17 protein-coding genes are annotated in these 16,959 nt (G+C 64.6%); 1 reads left to right on the forward strand and 16 read right to left on the reverse strand.

Features of this window, described 5'->3' with window-relative positions; genetic code table 11:
• Positions 1-88: 88 nt before the first annotated feature.
• From AC56KL_RS02930 to AC56KL_RS02950, 5 genes are all read right to left on the reverse strand, one after another.
• Positions 89-856, reverse strand: a complete 768-nt coding sequence (locus tag AC56KL_RS02930; RefSeq protein WP_497178637.1) for a hypothetical protein — start codon at positions 854-856, stop codon at positions 89-91.
• Positions 857-926: 70 nt separating this feature from the next.
• Positions 927-1,391: an RES family NAD+ phosphorylase gene (locus AC56KL_RS02935; RefSeq protein ID WP_497178638.1), complete on the reverse strand. Its 465-nt coding sequence runs from the start codon at positions 1,389-1,391 to the stop codon at positions 927-929.
• Between the two features lie 79 nt (positions 1,392-1,470).
• Positions 1,471-3,486, reverse strand: a complete 2,016-nt coding sequence (locus tag AC56KL_RS02940) for a hybrid sensor histidine kinase/response regulator (protein ID WP_497178639.1) — start codon at positions 3,484-3,486, stop codon at positions 1,471-1,473.
• 84 nt (positions 3,487-3,570) lie between these two features.
• Positions 3,571-4,167, reverse strand: a complete 597-nt coding sequence (locus AC56KL_RS02945) for a MarC family protein (RefSeq protein ID WP_497178640.1) — start codon at positions 4,165-4,167, stop codon at positions 3,571-3,573.
• An 87-nt stretch (positions 4,168-4,254) separates the two neighbouring features.
• Positions 4,255-4,740 (reverse strand): Lrp/AsnC family transcriptional regulator, encoded by a 486-nt coding sequence (locus tag AC56KL_RS02950; protein ID WP_497178641.1) that lies wholly within the window; start codon positions 4,738-4,740, stop codon positions 4,255-4,257.
• A gap of 45 nt (positions 4,741-4,785) precedes the next feature.
• Here AC56KL_RS02950 and AC56KL_RS02955 point away from each other — a divergent pair, with 45 nt between their 5' ends.
• Positions 4,786-4,998 carry a hypothetical protein gene (locus AC56KL_RS02955; protein ID WP_497178642.1) on the forward strand — a complete coding sequence of 71 codons (213 nt, stop codon included), beginning with the start codon at positions 4,786-4,788 and terminating at the stop codon, positions 4,996-4,998.
• 17 nt (positions 4,999-5,015) lie between these two features.
• Here the strand turns inward: AC56KL_RS02955 and AC56KL_RS02960 are convergent, their stop codons facing one another.
• The 11 genes from AC56KL_RS02960 to hisS all read right to left on the reverse strand — a co-directional run bounded on the left by AC56KL_RS02960 (position 5,016) and on the right by hisS (position 16,880).
• Positions 5,016-5,555, reverse strand: coding sequence for a phosphoribosyltransferase (locus AC56KL_RS02960; protein ID WP_497178643.1), 540 nt, complete (start codon positions 5,553-5,555; stop codon positions 5,016-5,018).
• Between the two features lie 34 nt (positions 5,556-5,589).
• Positions 5,590-6,906: an adenylosuccinate synthase gene (locus tag AC56KL_RS02965; RefSeq protein WP_497178644.1), complete on the reverse strand. Its 1,317-nt coding sequence runs from the start codon at positions 6,904-6,906 to the stop codon at positions 5,590-5,592.
• A 3-nt stretch (positions 6,907-6,909) separates the two neighbouring features.
• Positions 6,910-8,064, reverse strand: a complete 1,155-nt coding sequence (locus tag AC56KL_RS02970) for an ATP phosphoribosyltransferase regulatory subunit (protein ID WP_497178645.1) — start codon at positions 8,062-8,064, stop codon at positions 6,910-6,912.
• Between the two features lie 281 nt (positions 8,065-8,345).
• Positions 8,346-9,218: a protease modulator HflC gene (gene hflC / locus AC56KL_RS02975; protein WP_497178646.1), complete on the reverse strand. Its 873-nt coding sequence runs from the start codon at positions 9,216-9,218 to the stop codon at positions 8,346-8,348.
• Positions 9,218-10,507, reverse strand: a complete 1,290-nt coding sequence (gene hflK / locus AC56KL_RS02980) for an FtsH protease activity modulator HflK (RefSeq protein ID WP_497178647.1) — start codon at positions 10,505-10,507, stop codon at positions 9,218-9,220. Before hflK ends, hflC begins: the two co-directional genes overlap by 1 nt.
• 3 nt (positions 10,508-10,510) lie before the next feature.
• Positions 10,511-11,755, reverse strand: a complete 1,245-nt coding sequence (hflX, locus tag AC56KL_RS02985; protein ID WP_497178648.1) for a GTPase HflX — start codon at positions 11,753-11,755, stop codon at positions 10,511-10,513.
• 5 nt (positions 11,756-11,760) lie between these two features.
• Positions 11,761-11,997, reverse strand: coding sequence for an RNA chaperone Hfq (gene hfq / locus AC56KL_RS02990; protein ID WP_026354376.1), 237 nt, complete (start codon positions 11,995-11,997; stop codon positions 11,761-11,763).
• A 166-nt stretch (positions 11,998-12,163) separates the two neighbouring features.
• Positions 12,164-13,507: a ribosome biogenesis GTPase Der gene (gene der / locus AC56KL_RS02995; protein WP_497178649.1), complete on the reverse strand. Its 1,344-nt coding sequence runs from the start codon at positions 13,505-13,507 to the stop codon at positions 12,164-12,166.
• Positions 13,508-13,516: 9 nt separating this feature from the next.
• Positions 13,517-14,698, reverse strand: a complete 1,182-nt coding sequence (gene bamB / locus AC56KL_RS03000) for an outer membrane protein assembly factor BamB (RefSeq protein WP_497178650.1) — start codon at positions 14,696-14,698, stop codon at positions 13,517-13,519.
• 75 nt (positions 14,699-14,773) lie between these two features.
• Positions 14,774-15,445 (reverse strand): YfgM family protein, encoded by a 672-nt coding sequence (locus AC56KL_RS03005; RefSeq protein WP_497178651.1) that lies wholly within the window; start codon positions 15,443-15,445, stop codon positions 14,774-14,776.
• Between the two features lie 64 nt (positions 15,446-15,509).
• Entirely contained in the window at positions 15,510-16,880 is a 1,371-nt protein-coding gene (hisS, locus tag AC56KL_RS03010) for a histidine--tRNA ligase (RefSeq protein ID WP_497178652.1), read from the reverse strand.
• Positions 16,881-16,959 lie beyond the last annotated feature (79 nt).

Consider the following 16,959-nt stretch of genomic DNA (forward strand, 5'->3'; position numbering starts at 1 on the left):
CCGGGATGATCAGACGGTGCGTCAGTTCATGCACCGTCTGAACGCGCGGTCGGCGAAGCGTGATTTGGTCCACTGGACCAAATCACCCCTACGCCTTGGCCACCGCAGCCTTCTGCACTTCCTTCAACTCCGGATACGCCTTCTCGATCGCCTGCACGATCGCCCCGGCCTGCCTCGCATACCCGTCATACCGCGTGAACAGCAGCTCGTGCGCAATCATCGACTTCACCAGGCGATTGCCCTTCGGCGAAGTGAACACCCTGAAATGCTCTTCCAGGCTGTCGCCTTCCAGCATCTGGTCCTGGTAGGCGCGCAGCTTTTCCTGCCGGCTCGCCCAGCCGCCCTCCGAGGAACGGATCTGCGGCAGCGCCATCTGGTACAGCTCGAAGATGTTGTCGAGCAGGGCCTGGTCTTCGATGTAGGCCATTTTGCCGCTGGAGCGGAAGCCTTCGTAGCGGCTGGTGAAGGGCCTGAAATAATGGTTGGCGTCGGATGCGAGCACCACTCGTTCGAACTCCATCCGGTCCGGCATCCGCTTCGGATCGAGCGCGGCCAGGTATGTGAAATTCGCGTTGAAGCCGGCATAGGACCGCTTGAGTTCCGCGATCGCATCGATGTCGTTCTTCAGGTCCGTGCGCAGGCCGCCGAGGAAGGCCTTGGCCTCCTGCTGCTGGTGATGGTGTTCGCTCAGCCCGTGCAGCCAGATACTCAGGCTCACCGCGAACACGATCGTGAAGAACTCGATCGCGATCTCGCGCAGCTTGTGAGAAAAGGCGTGCTCCTTGCTGCCCGCCAGGCGGATGATCTTCTTGCCGTGCTTGATGACTTCCTGGTCTGCCATTCCCGGTACGCCCATGAATTGAAATGAGCGCGACTATAACCGAGTCTGGGGAAAAGGGAACGATTCCGAAGCCGTCCTGCGCAGATTACCCAGGACGCTTAAACATCCGCTGGTCGAAGCTGAAGCTGCGCGCGATCGACAGCTTCACGTCGGCATAGGCCGGGTGCTCGGGATTGATGACCAGGTTCACGCCCTCGCCCACGATCACCGAGGGCACGCGCATGTACAGGTGATGGCATTTCTCCAGGAAGCGCGTGCCGAAAGCGGCGGCGCCGCCGCCGTCGTCCGTGTCGTCCCAGCCTTCGGGCAGCTCGTCGCGCGCCACGTCCACGCCCAGTTCCGGATCGTCCGGCAGATCTACCGCCACCAGCACCAGCGACTCGTCCTGCCCTTCCGTGTGCACGAACTTTTCCAGCACCGCCAGCTCCACCGTCAAGGCGGAATACAGCGCCGCGCAGCCCTCGGCATGCCAATGGCCGCCGCTCTTGCGCGCGCCTTCGCAGCTGCGGTCCAGGGCCACGTCTTCGACCGCGATTCTCCAGGTTCTCATACGAGCTTGTCCCTCTGTTGTCCCGCAGCCAGCATACACCGGCGTGCGGCCCCGGCTGCGCACAAATGAGGGCGGCTGCTCAGCCGACGGGATCGCGCACCGACGCCAGGATGCGCAGCAGTTCCGACAGGTCCGCGGGCTTCACCAGGTGGCGGTCGAAGCCGGCCAGGCGCGCGCGTTCGCGGTCTTCGCCCTGGCCGTAGCCAGTAAGTGCGACCAGCATGGCGTTCGCCGTGTCGGGCGAGGCGCGCAGGCGGCGCGCCAGCTCGTGGCCGTCCATGTCGGGCAGGCCGATATCGAGCAGCATCACTTCCGGCCGTTCGCGCAGCGCGCGCGCCAGGCCGCCGGTACCGTCGTACTCGACGCTCACCACGTGGCCATGGGCCTCCAGCAGCGCAGCGAGCATCTGGGCGGCGTCGGCATTGTCGTCCACCACCAGCACCCGCACCGCACCGTCATCGGCCTGGCGGAGCGGCGGCTGCGCCTCCTGCATCGCCGCATCCGGCAGCAGCGGCAGCCGGATCACGAACTCGCTCCCCTGGTCAGGCCCCTCGCTGTAGGCCGCCACCCGCCCGCCATGGAGGGCGACCAGGCTTTTCACCAGCGCTAGTCCGATGCCCAGGCCGCCCTGCGAGCGGTCCGGCGTACGTTCGGCTTGCGTGAACAGATCGAAAATGTAGGGCAGCATCTGCGGCTCGATGCCCTGCCCGTTGTCGCGTACCGAGATCACCGCTTCTTCGCCCTCGCTTCCGAAACGAACGACGATCTCGCCGCCGGCCGGCGTGTACTTGCCCGCGTTATTCAGGATATTCGACACGATCTGCACCAGGCGGGTGCGGTCCCCCAGCACATGCAGCGGCAGTTCCCACGGCTCCAGGCGCAGCGCGTGCCGCCGCATGTCCAGCAGCGGCCGTACCTGCTCGATGGCGCCGGCCACGATGGAGGCGATATCCAGCTCTTCCTTGTTGATCTCGGCCAGCCCGCGCGTCACGCGCGAGACATCCAGCAGGTCGTTCACCAGGTCGGTCATGTGCTCGGCCTGGCGCACGATGATGTCGCTCGCCTGGCGTGCGCGTTCCGGGTCGAGCGCGCCGCGCTGGAGCAGCTGGGCCGCCGTCGTGATCGGCGCCAGCGGGTTGCGCAGTTCGTGCGCGAGCATCGCCAGGAACTGGTCTTTCTGGCGGTTGGCGGCGCGCAGCTCGTCTTCCACGCGCTTGCGCATGGTGACGTCGCTGCCTTCCACGAAAATGCCCTCGACCTCGCCCTTGGGCCCGCGGATCGGCTGGTACACGAAGTCGACGAAGCGCTCTTCCAGCGGACCCCTGGCCTCGCGCTGCACGCGAACCGGCACCGCATGGCCCACGAAGGGCTGGCCCGACTGGTAGACCTGGTCGAGCAGCTCGAAGAAGCCCTGGTCCGCCAGTTCCGGAATCGCCTGGCGCGCCGGCTTGCCGATCAATCGGCGGTGGCCGATCAGCTGCAGGTACGACTGGTTGGTGATCTCGAAGACGTGGTCCGGGCCGCGCAGGACCGCGAGGATCCCGGGCGCCTGTTCGAACAGGGTCATCAGGCGCTGGTTTTCCTGCTCCCGGTAGCGCTCGGCCAGTACTTCATCAGTCATTTCGACGCAGGCGCAGTACATCCCGGCCACCGTGCCGTCCTCGTCGCGCACCGGCGAATACGAGAAGCGGAACCAGGTATCCTCGTCGTAGCCGTGGCGGTTCATGCGCAGCGGCATGCGGTCCATGTAGGTGGAGTCGCCCTTGAGCGCGCGTACGATCAGCGGATGGAGCGCATCCCAGATCTCGCGCCACACGTCGTGGAAACGGCTTCCGAGCGCGGCCGGATGCTTTTCTCCCAGGATGACCGCGTAGGAATCGTTGTAGAGAAAGCCCAGTTCCGGCCCCCAGGCCACGAACATCGGAAACTTCGAGTTGAGCATCAAGCCCACGGTGGTGCGCAGGGCCTGCGGCCACCCGCGCGGGTGGCCGAGCGGCGACGCGGACCAGTCGTGCGCCCGCATCATGGCGCCCATCTGCCCGCCTCCGCTGAGGAAAGGCAGCCATTCGGCAGGCGTCTCGTGTTCTGGTTTCATGCTTCGGTCGATACGGATGTGGCCGCGCTATTGCTCATGCCAAAGTGTGCCAGAAAGCCGATGTTGGACCCCGCACCGCTGCCCTCACAGCGTCTTGACGAATTCGCGAATGCCGCCCAGCAGCATCTCGACCGACATCGCCGTCAGGATCAGGCCCATCAGGCGCTCGAAAGCCGTCATGACCTGCGGACCGAGGCGCTGCTGCAGTTTTTCCGCGCTGAGGAAGACCGCCAGCCAGACCACGCCGACGGCCGCCAGCGCGGCCACGTGGACCATGGTTTCGGCAACGCTCCCGGCGCTGAACAGCAGCACGGTGGCCAGCGCCGAAGGGCCCGCCAGCGCGGGGATCGCGAGCGGCACGATGAAGGGCTCGCCGCCTTCGTTGCGGCCCAGCACGCCATCCGGATGGGGGAAGATCATGCGGATCGCAATGATCAGGAGGATGACCGCGCCGCCGATGCGCAGCGCCACCGGCGAGAGGTGCAGCGCCGCCAGGAAGTGCTGGCCGAAGAACATGAACACCAGCAGCAGCAGGAAGGCGATCGCACACTCGCGCACCACGATTCGGGCGCGGCGCTCGAGGGGGACTTCCTTGAGGGCGGCGACAAACAGGGGAACGTTGCCGAATGGATCAGTGACGAGGATCAGGAGGATGAAGGTCTGGAAGAAACTTTGGGTCATCGGGTTGTGCTTGTTATTGTTAACTATCGCGAATGGCCAGGGAGCATCTTAACAGAGTGGCATCCAGGAGGCGGCCCCTGCTTTGTATCAGGGCTCGACCGAATGGGTGCGTTTCAGCGTCCGCAGCACGAAGGTCGAGCGGCTGTGCCGGATGCCGGGGATCTTGTACAGGCGTTGCCGCAGGAAGCGCTCGTAGCCCTCGGTGCCGGCCACCGCCACCTTGATCAGGTAGTCGTAGTCGCCGGTGAGCAGGCTGGCTTCCATCACTTCAGGCAGTTCAGACAGCGCTGCGCCGAAGCGCTCAAGCATTTCTTCATCGTGGCGCTCGAGCGTGACTTCGATGATGACGGTGTCGGGCAAGCCCAGCGCGCGCTGGGACAGGATCGCGGCGTAGCCCTCGATATAGCCCTGCTCTTCCAGCGCGCGCACCCGGTTCCAGCAGGGCGTGGGCGACAGGTGCACGCTGTCGGCCAGCTTCTGGTTGGTGATGCGTCCGTCGCTGCGCAGGATGCGCAGGATCTTCCGGTCGATCTCGTCAAGATTGTCCTTGCGGGGCCTTGTTTCGAACTCCATGAGAAGACACTCCTATGTTATGACCTGGTGGCAGAAGATTCTCCCATGATTCAAGAAAACAAGGGAAACAACAAAAGCACCTTCCAGGGCTGGCGCTTTACGATGGATGGTCTTTATCGAGTCACTGCCGCGCCGCCCAGCCTCTGTCACGAACCGGGTTCCTGGCCCGCCGCGGAGGCTTTTTCAAAAGAAAAGCCCAAAGCAAAACGGGCAGGAAAGGCGTTTGCCCTCCCTGCCCGTTCGCTTGCCGCCTGCTAGGCGAGCGGCAAAGCGGATTACTTCTCGAACTTCTTCATCCACGCCGCCAGCTGGTGTGGACGCAGGCCGTCGTAGTCCTCGAACGGCTGGTGGATCCACGGATTGTGCGGCAGGTCTTCCAGGTGGTAGTCCGGCTTGAAGCTCGACGTGCCTTTCACCCAGATCACGGCCGAACGCACTTCGCTGACATCCGGGTAGTTGGTCTGCAGGTGCTCGCGCACCTTCTGCAGGGTCACGCCCGAGTCGGCCAGGTCGTCGACCAGCAGGATGCGGCCGGCCAGCGGGCCCTTGGTCATCGTCATGTACTTGGCGATATCCAGGTTGCCCTGCTTGGTGCCCGACTCTTCGCGGTAGGAACTGGTCGACAGGATCGCCAGCGGCACATCGAAGATGCGCGAGATCACGTCGCCCGGACGCACGCCGCCGCGCGCCAGGCACAGCACCATGTCGAACTTCCAGTTCGATTCATACACTTGCAACGCGAGGCGTTCGACCAGGCGGTTGTACTCGTCCCACGAAACCCAGAGGTCCTTGTCGGTCGATGCAGGGGTGTTCATTTCAGGTCGTTCCTATCTTCTACTTTTATGGGTATCAGGCTGCGAACGGATGGCGCAGCACGATGGTCTCAACGCGGTCCGGGCCGGTCGACACCATGTCGATCGGCACGCCCACCAGTTCTTCGATGCGCTTGATGTAGGCGCGGGCATTGGCCGGCAGCTCTTCCATCGACTTGGCGCCGACGGTCGACTCGGTCCAGCCCGGCATCTCTTCGTAGACCGGCTCGCACAGCGCGGCTTCCTCGGCGCCGACCGGGAAGATGTCGACATTGCGGCCATCGACCGTGTAGCCGGTGCACAGCTTCAGGGATTCGATGCCGTCCAGTACGTCCAGCTTGGTCAGGCACATGCCGGACACGCCGTTGATCTGCACCGAGCGGCGCAGCAGCGCGGCGTCGAACCAGCCGCAACGGCGCGCGCGGCCGGTCACGGTGCCGAACTCGTGGCCCACGCGCGACAGGTGCTCGCCCACACCGGCATCGGTCGGCAGTTCGGCCGGGAACGGGCCCGAACCCACGCGGGTCGTGTAGGCCTTGGTGATGCCGAGGATGTAATGCAGCATGCCCGGGCCCACGCCGGCGCCGGCGGCGGCGTTGCCGGCCACGCAGTTCGACGAAGTGACGAAGGGGTAGGTGCCGTGGTCGACGTCCAGCAGCGAGCCTTGCGCACCTTCGAACAGCAGGCTGCCGCCAGCCTTGTGGGCGGCGTACAGCTGCGACGAGACGTCGCCCACCATCGGGCGCAGGCGCGGCACGAGGGCCATGGCGTCGTCATAGGTCTGCTGGAAGTCGATCGCTTCGGCGCCCAGGTAGTTCACCAGCACGTGGTTGTGGTACTCGAGGTTTTCCTTGAGCTTCTCGGCGAAGCGCTCTTCGTTGAGCAGGTCGGCGATGCGGATGGCGCGGCGCGCGACCTTGTCTTCGTAGGCCGGGCCGATGCCCTTGCCGGTGGTGCCGATCTTGTTCTCGCCGCGCTTGGCTTCACGCGCCTTGTCGATGGCGACGTGGTAAGGAAGGATGACCGGGCAGGCTTCCGAAATCTTGAGGCGCGACACCACTTCGATGCCGGCGGCCTGCAGCTTGTCGATTTCGCGCATCACGTCCGGCACCGAGACCACCACGCCGTTGCCGATGTAGCAGGCCACGCCTTCACGCATGATCCCGGATGGAATCAGCTGCAGCGCGGTCTTCTGGCCCTTGATCACGAGGGTGTGACCCGCGTTATGGCCACCCTGGAAACGGACGACGCCGGCCGCATGGTCGGTCAGCCAGTCGACGATCTTACCCTTGCCTTCATCGCCCCACTGGGTGCCGATGACAACGACGTTCTTTGCCACGTTAGTATTTGACATCACTTAACCTAAGTTTTTGAGAATCCAATTTCCGTTTTCGAGGACGAGCACGCGGTCGCACTCGAACTCGTCCTGAACATTGTCGTGACCCGGCATGGACTGGATCACGACTTCGCCTGCCTTGCGCAGGTGAGCGATTTTTTCCTTCAGTTCCGGCGCATTGCCCCAGGGCGCGCGGATCGAATGCTTGCGCTCTGCAGTCGGCAGCAGCCGCGCCAGTTCGCGCAAGTCGAGCGAGAAGCCGGTGGCCGGACGTGCGCGCCCGAAGGCCTCGCCCACGTGGTCGTAGCGGCCGCCGCGCGCCACCGCGTTCGGCAGGCCCGGCACGTAGAGCGCGAACATGGCGCCGCTTTCGTACTGGTAGCCGCGCAGGTCGGCCAGGTCGATCGCCACTTCCGCGCGGCCGATGGCGCTCGCGGCCAGCGCCGCCAGTTCGGCCAATGCGCGGGTGATGCCCGGCAGCGCCGGCAGCGCCTCTTTCGCGCGGCCCAGCACCTCGACGTCGCCGTACAGCTGCGGCAGCGCCAGCAGGGCCTTGCGGGTGGCGGGGAGGTAGTGGTGCGTGAACTCGTCCAGGCCCGGCGCATCCTTGGCGCGCAGCAGGCAGGTCAGCTGGGCTTCGTCGCGCTGCGCGACCGGGTCTTCGCTCAGGACGGCGCGCAGGATGCCGACGTGGCACAGGTCGAGGCGCACGTCGTTGAAGCCGGCCAGCGCCAGCGAACCGAGCGCCAGCTCCTGGATCTCGGCGTCGGCTTCCAGGCCGGCGTGGCCGTAGATCTCGCAACCGATCTGGACCGGCTCGCGGGTGGAGTGCAGGCTGGAGGGACGGGTATGCAGCACGCTGCCGGCATAGCACAGGCGGGTGATCGATTCGCGGTTGAGCAGGTGGGCGTCGATGCGCGCCACCTGCGTGGTCATGTCGGCGCGCAGGCCGAGCAGGCGGCCGGACAGCTGGTCGACCACCTTGAAGGTGCGCAGTTCGGTGTCCTGCCCTGCCCCGGCCAGCAGCGACTCGACGTATTCGAGCAGCGGCGGCATCACCAGTTCGTAACCGTACAGGCGGAAGGTATCGAGCATCTTGCGGCGCAGATCCTCGATCTTGCGCGCCTCGGACGGCAAGACATCGGCGATATTCTCAGGCAGAAGCCAATTCGGCATGGGCAGACAGCTAACGGGTTGTGTTGAAGAGCAATGCTAAGGGCACAGGCGTGCCGGCGCACGGTGCGAGCGCCGAATCGACAATTTTACCTGAAAATGGGGAGGCAGAGGCAGGGGATGTTGGTTTGACAGCGTTTGCGGCTTGTCAAGATGCCAAGTTGCAACGCTTGTCTAGACGGATATGTAGGGTGGGCGGGTCTCCCGCCCACGCGTTCAAGCAGTGCATGAGCCGCGTGAACACGTGGGCAGGAAACCTGCCCACCCTACCAAGGCGATCTGGTCTATTTGCTTCCAGGCTGCTTGAAGTACTTGAAGAACTCCGAATTCGGATCCACCACCATCACGTCCCCACGGTTCTTGAAGGTCGCGCGGTAGGCTTCCAGCGAACGGTAGAACTTGGCGAATTCCGGATTCTTGCCGAAGGACTCGGCGTAGATCACCGATGCCTTGGCGTCGCCGTCACCCTTGATCTTCTCGGCCTCGCGGAAGGCTTCGGCGATGATCACGGTACGCTGGCGGTCGGCATCGGCGCGGATCTGTTCGGATTCGGCGGCGCCGGTGGACCGCAGTTCGTTGGCCACGCGGGTGCGCTCGGCCTTCATGCGCTCGTACACCGAGTTGTTGATCTGCTCGATGTAGTCGACGCGCTTCAGGCGCACATCGACCACGCCGACGCCGATCTCCTTGGCTTCGGCCACGACCTTTTCCTTCACCGCATTCATCACGGCGCCGCGCTCGCCCGAGATCACTTCGCGCACGGTGCGCTTGGTGATCTCGTCGTTCAGGGCCGCCTTGATGATCTGCGACAGGCGGTCGCGCGCGCGGGTCTCGTCGCCGCTGAAGCTGACGTAGTACAGGCGCGGGTCGGTGATGCGCCACTTCATGAAGGCATCCACCAAAATGTTCTTCTTCTCGGCCGTGATGAAGCGGTCGGCGTCGGGCGTATCGAGGGTCAGGATGCGCTTGTCCAGGTAGATCACGTTCTGGAACGGCGGCGGCAGCTTGAAGTGCAGGCCCGGCTCGGTGATCACGTCGCGCACCTGGCCCAGGGCGAACACGATCGCGAAGCGGCGCTGGTCCACCACGAACACGGTCGACGACAGCAGCATCAGGGCAATGAAGCCCGCCACAAAAAGAGTTACGAGGCGGTTCATTAACGGCTCTCCCGATCACGTGAGGAATCGCGGCTCCGGCTGTCGCGCTGACGCACCGAATCCATGGCTTGCATGACGTCCGCCGGCGCCGACGACTGCGGGGCCGGCACCTGCTGCGGGCCCGAACGGCCGCCGACGTTCTCGGCGCCTGCGCCCTGGCCGATCAGCTTGTCGAGCGGCAGGTAGATCATCGGGTTGCCGGTGCGCGAATCGACCATCACCTTGCTGGTGCTGGAGAAGATCTGCTGCATGGTGTCGATGTACATGCGGTCGCGGGTCACGCTAGGGGCCTTCGAGTAGGCCGCCACCACCTGGTCGAAGCGCGAGGCGTTACCGATCGCGTTCTCCACCACCATCGAGCGGTAGGCCTCGGCGTCCTGCTGCAGGCGGAAAGCCTGGCCGCGCGCCTGCGGGATCACCTGGTTGGCATAGGCTTCGCCTTCGTTGCGGGCGCGGGCGCGGTCCTGGCCGGCCTTGACGGCGTCGTCGAAGGCTTCCTGCACCTGTTCCGGCGGCTGCACGCCCTGCATGGTCACGTTGGTGATCAGGGCGCCCAGCGCATAGCGGTCGAGGATCTGCTGCATCGCCTGGTGCACGTCGGCGGCGACCTTCTCGCGGCCCTCGTACAGGACGAAGTCCATCTTGCTGCGGCCCACCACTTCGCGGATTGTGGTCTCGGCCACCTGGCGCACGGTTTCGTCGTTCTCGCGGTTGTTATACAGCCAGGAGACCGGGTCCTTCAGCGTGTACTGCACCGCGAACTGGATATCGATGATGTTCTCATCGTCGGTCAGCATCAGGGCCTCTTGCGCCTGCTTGTTGCGGGGATTGGCGCGATAGCCGATCTCGGCGGTGCGGATGCCCGAGACGTTGACCGTCTCGTGCGCCTGGATCGGATACGGCCAGCGCCAGTTGAAGCCGGCGCCGGTGGTATGGCTGAGCTTGCCGAAGGTGGTGACAACGCCGGTCTGGCCTTCCTGCACGATGAAAGCGCCGCTCGCCAGCCAGATCAGGCCGACGATCGCCGCCACCACGCCGGCAGTAACGCCGGCGCCGCGCATGTCGCCCCGGCCCGAGGGGCCGCCGCCGCCGTCGCCGCCGTTGTTGCGGCCGCCGAAGATGCGGTTCAGGCGGGCATTGAAGTCGCGCCAGAGTTGATCGAGGTCGGGCGGGCCTTCACCCGGCCGGCGGCCCTCCTGGGCCTTGTGGTCGCCCTGGGGTTTGTGGCCCCAGCGCGGATCGTTCAGCGACAGTTTGATGCCGCAACGTTTTAGTAAAGAAACGAGCATAGGCTAGTGATGTGGCCCGACATGGGTGGAAGTTAAATTGTTATCGGCAGGACCACCGAGGGAACCGTCCACCGCCGGTCCATCTTCTGTGAAGCCGTCCGTGAGTTCCTGATCGGCTTCGTCCTGCACTTCGTTCGCGTACCGCTGGCCGGGAGCGGATTTCGCCGCCTCGACAATGGCGTCACGCAGCAGGTCCAGGCCGGCCCCGCTGTGGGCGCTGATGAAAACGCGGCTGATCTTATCATACTCATCACGCTCGACCCCGGGCTCCAGCCCGGCCGCATCGATCTTGTTCCAGACCAGGATCTGGGGCACGTGATCGGCGCCGATCTCGCGCAGCACCTCGTTGACCTGCTCGATCTGCTCCATGCGCACCGGCGAATTGCCGTCGACCACGTGCAGCAGCAGGTCGGCATGGATGGTTTCCTCGAGCGTGGCGCGGAAGGCCGCCACCAGCTGGTGCGGCAGTTCGCGCACGAAGCCGACGGTATCGGAGATCACCACGCTGCCTACCTCGTCGCCCAGGTAGAGACGGCGGCTGGTGGTGTCGAGCGTCGCGAACAGCTGGTTCGCAACGTACACCCCGGCCTTGGTGAGGGTGTTGAACAGGGTCGACTTGCCGGCGTTGGTATAGCCGACCAGCGACACCGAGAAGGTCTGGTTGCGCCCGCGCTGGCGGCGCTGGGTCTCGTGCTGCTTGCGCAGCTTGGTGAGCTTGACGCGCAACTGCTTGACGCGCTCGCCGATCAGGCGGCGGTCGGTCTCGAGCTGGGTTTCGCCCGGACCGCGCAGGCCGATACCACCTTTCTGGCGTTCAAGGTGGGTCCAGCCGCGGATCAGGCGCGTGGCCAGGTGCTGCAACTGGGCCAGTTCCACCTGCAGCTTGCCCTCGTGGCTCTGGGCGCGCTGGGCGAAGATGTCGAGGATCAGGCTGGTGCGGTCGATGACACGGGCTTCGAGGCGACGCTCCAGGTTGCGCTGCTGGGCAGGCGACAGGGCGTGGTTGAAGATGACGAGGTCGATGCCTTCGGCCTTGCAGGCCATCTTGATTTCGTCGGCCTTGCCGCTGCCGACGAAGTGGGCCGCATCGGGAGCGCTGCGCTTGGCCGTGATCGTGGTGATCGGGTCGGCGCCGGCGGAGCGCGCAAGCAGCGACAGCTCTTCCAGGCTGGCGTTGAAGTCACCGGCACCGAAATCGATGCCGACCAGCGCTGCGCGCGTGGAGGAAGTGCCGGGGGCGTCAGCCATCGGCCTTACTCGGCTTCGGAGTCGAGGTTGAGGTTGACCGCACGGGCCGGGACGACGGTGGAGATGGCGTGCTTGTAGACCATTTGGGTCACGGTATTACGAAGCAGGACGACGTACTGGTCGAAGGATTCGATATGGCCTTGCAGCTTGATGCCGTTGACCAGGTAGATGGAGACGGGGACGTGCTCCTTACGCAAAGCGTTCAGGAATGGGTCTTGTAACAGTTGCCCTTTATTGCTCATAACAGCTCCGTAATGTTGTAGTTGTTCAGTGGGTGTAGATGCGAGTTTGAGGCTATTTGCCTTTTTTCAAGTGCCGGGGCCACATTCCGCTATGGCGAATGAAAGCCCTGAGCTACTGTAACCTGTTTTGCCACTTTTTGTCGTACTGCTACGGCCAGGAAGCGCTCTAATTCTGCTCCCTGGCAAATGGGTTCTTGCCAGACTTGAATTCGATGCGTACCGGGGTGCCGACCAGGTTGAAGGTGTCGCGGAAATGCTTCTCCAGATAACGCTTGTACGGGTCGCTGACCGCTTCCAGCGCATTGCCGTGGATGACGATGATCGGCGGGTTCTGGCCACCCTGGTGGGCGTAGCGCAGCTTCGGACGGGTGCTGCCCTTGCGCTTGGGCTCCTGCTTCTCGATTGCTTCCTGCAGCGCGCGGGTCAGGCGCGGGGTCGACAGGTTGGCGGTCGCGGCGGCATAGGCTGCGTCCACCGACTTCATCAGCTGGGCAATACCGGTACCCTTCAGCGCCGACACGAAATGGGTTTTCGCAAACGACAGGAAGTCGAGCTTGCGGTCGAGATCGATCTTGACCTCGTCACGGTCGTCCGACTGCAGGCCGTCCCACTTGTTGACGGCCACCACCAGCGCCCTGCCCGACTCCAGGATGAAGCCGGCGATGTGCGCATCTTGCTCGGATATGTCTTGCTGGGCATCGAGCAGCAGGATGATGACGTTGGCGTCCGAGATCGACTGCATCGTCTTGATCACCGAGAATTTCTCGATGGCCTCGAAGATCTTGCCGCGGCGGCGGATACCGGCCGTGTCGATCAGCGTGTATTTCTTGCCTTCGCGCTCGAACGGCACTTCGATCGAGTCGCGGGTGGTGCCCGGCATGTCGAAGGCGATCACGCGCTGCTCGCCGACCAGGGTGTTGATCAGGGTCGACTTGCCCACGTTGGGACGGCCGACGATGGCGATCTTGATGCCATGGTCGGGGTGTTCCGGCTCTTCTTCCGCGTCGGGACGGGCGGCGAAGGCGACATCGAGCGCCTCGTTCACCAGGTCGTGCACGCCGTCGCCATGGGCGGCGGAGATCACGTAGGGGTCGCCCATGCCGAGTTCGTAGAAGTCGGCCGTCACCGAGGTGTACTTCATGCCCTCGGACTTGTTGACCACGAGCATGACCTTGCGGCCCGACTTGCGCAGGAAATCGGTGATGGTCTTGTCATGCGGGGTCAGGCCCTGGCGGCCGTCGACGATGAACACGACGACGTCGGCTTCCGCCACCGCCTGGCGCGTCTGCAGCGCCATCTCGAACATGATGCCCTCTTTGGCGACCGGTTCGAAACCGCCGGTGTCGATGACCAGGAACGGCCGTTCGCCGATCCGGCCTTCGCCATAGTGGCGGTCGCGGGTCAGGCCAGGGAGGTCGGCCACTAGCGCGTCCCGCGAGCGGGTCAGGCGGTTGAATAGGGTCGACTTCCCGACGTTCGGGCGACCAACGAGTGCAATTACCGGCTTCATTGTTTTATTCTATTCGACCGCGATGGCGGTCACAGTTCCATTTTGTGTTTGAAAAATCAGGTGCGATCCAGCCACCAGCGGGGTGCCGATGACGGCGCTGCCGTCCGTAGCGGCGCGGGCGAGGAAGCTGCCGTCCTCGCGCGACAGGAAGTGCACGATGCCCTGGTAGTCGCCCACCGCCACCGTGCGGCCGTAGGAAACCGGGGTCGACAGGCGGCGGAAGGCCAGCTTGTCGTTCTTCCAGGCATTCGAACCGGTGTCGCGGTTGAACGCGAACAGCGCGCCCTTGTCGTTGGGGGCGAACACGAAGCGCTGGTCGACGGCCACCCCGACTTCCGACGACAGGTCGCGGGTCCACTTGGCCGTGCCGACTGCCGCGTCGAAGCAGGCCACGCGGCCCTGGTAGGACACGGCGCAGACGTCGCCTTCGAACAGCACCGGGGCGCCGCCGATGTCGGTCACGCGCTCGAGCTCGGTGGCGCCACGCGCCACGCCCACTTCCTGGTCCCAGCGCGGGGCGCCGGTCGCCAGGATCATCGAGGACAGGCGGCCGGCCGGCTGGGCGACGATCACGTCGTTGCCGTTGATGATCATGCCCGGCGCGGTGCGCAGGGTCAGGGCCGGCGCGGGGCGCTGCACGGTCCATTTCTTCTCGCCGGTTCTGGCGTCCAGGCCGACGATGCGGTTGTCCAGGCTGCGTGCGACGACGATGCCCTGGCTCACCACCGGCGACGACAGGATCTCGCTCGACAGCTGGGTGGTCCACAGCTTCTTGCCGTCCATGTCGAAGGCCAGCACGGTGCCCTTGGCGCCGCCGACCACGATCAGGTTGCCGTCGGTGCCGACGCCGCTGGAGAGCTCGGTGCCGGCCTTGATACGCCACAGTTGCTTGCCGCTGGCCGCTTCGACGCGCGCGATGTCGCCGTCGCCGCCGGCCACCACCACGGTATTGCCGCTCAGCGCGGGCGAGAAGCTGTACGGGCCGGCCTTGCCGATCTCGAGCTTCCAGGCGGTGCGCACGGCCATGCTCGCCTTCAGCTCGACCAGCGGCGCCGGCTGGTCGGTCTTGGATTTCGACGAGAAGGGGTTGAGCGAACTGAGTTTATTGATCGCGCTGGTCGGATTGAGGTTCGAGCAACCCGTCACCAGGGCCAGTACACCAACACCAACAAGTTTGCTGCTGATACGCATATTCTTTAACCTTTTGTAGAGGACACAAAGCCCGCGAACGCCTGGGCGGCGGGCGCGGGCCTGTCGATCTTGGTATTACGCGGCGGCTTTCGCGTCTTTCGCGTCTTTCACTTCCGGCACGGTGCCGCCGATCGCTTCGAGCTTCACCTGGACCAGCTGGCGGCCCGGGTTATCCTTGTGCATGGCGGCCAGTGCCGCCACGTAGGCCTGGCGTGCTTCGGCCAGCTTGTTCTGCGCGACCAGCACGTCGCCCTTGCGGTCGGCCACTTCGGCCGAGAACTGCGCGGGGAAGGTCTCGTTCAGCAGCTTGATCGCGGCGTCGTAGGATTTTTCGTCCAGCAGCACGCCGGCCAGGCGCAGGCGGGCGATGGCCTGGTATTCGTCGCTGCCCTTGTCCACCACCCACTGCAGCTGGGTCTTGGCGTTCTTCAGGTCGTTTGCCTCGAAAGCGGTCTTGGCGGCGGCCAGCGCGGCCATCTGCGCATAGACGGTGCCCTCGTACTTCTTCTGCATGTCGGCGGCGACGCGCTGGGCCTTGGCGTTGTCGCTCGCGCCCAGGGCGGCCTGCATCTCGTCGTACAGCGCCGACGCCTCGACGGCCTGGGTGCGCTGGCGCGATTGCCAGTAGTTATAGCCGGCGTAGGCGAGGAGCGCGATGATCAGCACCCAGGTGATGAGGTTGCCGAAGCGGGCCCAAAAGGCCTTGAAACTCGCTATCTGTTCCTGTTCTTCGAGGTCGTATGCCATTGTCTGCTCAGTTCTCTGTTACTGGTTGTTATTGGATGGTGGATCGGTACACGGTTTGCTACGCTCAGGGACGGTGATGGTGCCCGTGCTCGTTGCAGTTCTCGTCGTCGCAGTCGTGGCCGCCGCCTCCGACGATCTGGTCGACCACGTAGTCGACCACATTCTCGAAGGCGACCTTCGACTGCTGCTGCTCGCCGGCTGCCTTGTCGACGTCCGCGCGCATGGCTTTCACCACCGCCTCGCCGGATGCGATCTCGTCGTCGCCGATGATCACCGCGAACGAGGCGCCGCTGCCGTCGGCCTTCTTCATCTGGCTCTTGAAGCTGCCCGCGCCGGCCGGCGTTGCGCAATGTAACACAACATCCAGGCCGGCATCGCGGAGGCGCTCGGCCGTGATGAAGGCCTGCAGCTGGGCTTCTATGCCCTGGTGGACCATGTAGACGTCGCACTGGTTCGGCGCGGCTGCTTCGCCCAGGCCCTTCATCAGTTCGATGATGCGCTCGATGCCCATCGCGAAGCCCACCGCCGGGGTCGGCTTGCCGCCGAACTGCTCGATCAGCGGATCGTAGCGCCCGCCCGCGCAGATGGTGCCCTGCGAGCCCAGTTCGTCGGTGACCCACTCGAACACGGTGCGGTTGTAGTAGTCCAGGCCGCGCACCAGGCGCGGGTTGACCGTGTACTGCACCGCGTTGCGGTCCAGGATCTTCTTCAGGCCTTCCAGGTGCGCCAGCGATTCCTCGCCCAGGTAGTCGAGCAGTTTCGGCGCGCCGTTGACCATCTCCTGCATGGCGGCGTTCTTGGTGTCCAGGATGCGCAGCGGGTTGCTGTGCAGGCGGCGCTTGGCCTCGGCGTCAAGGATGTCCTCGTGCTTCTCGAAATAGGCGATCAGGTCGGCGCGGTGGCGCAGGCGCTCGTCGGCATTGCCGATCGAGTTCAGCTCGAGGCGCACGTTCTGCAGGCCCAGGTCGTCCCACAGGCGGCGGCACAGCATGATCAGCTCGGCGTCGATGTCCGGGCCCGAGAAGCCCACGGCCTCGGCGCCGAACTGGAAGAACTGGCGGTAGCGGCCGCGCTGCGGACGCTCGTGGCGGAACATGGGGCCCTTGTACCACAGGCGCTTGGGGCCGTCGTACACGAGGTTGTGCTCGATGACCGCGCGCACCGCGCCGGCGGTGCCTTCCGGGCGCAGGGTCAGCTGGTCGCCGTTCATCGAATCCTCGAACGAGTACATCTCCTTCTCGACGATGTCGGTGACGGCGCCGATGGCGCGCGCGAACAGGGACGTATCTTCGACGATCGGGGTGACGATCTTCTGGTAGCCGTAGCTCTTGAGGATGGTCTCGGCGGTGTTCTCGAACAGCTCCCACATCGGTGCGTCTTGCGGGAGGATGTCGTTCATGCCTTTGACGGCGACGATTTTTTCTGGTTTGGACATATTGTTATCTTTCTTTCGTAGGGTGGGCGGCTTTGCCGCCCACGCGTTCAAACAGTGCATGCACGAGTTGAACGCGTGG

This window comes from Telluria sp. ZB4P34 (assembly GCF_059686055.1).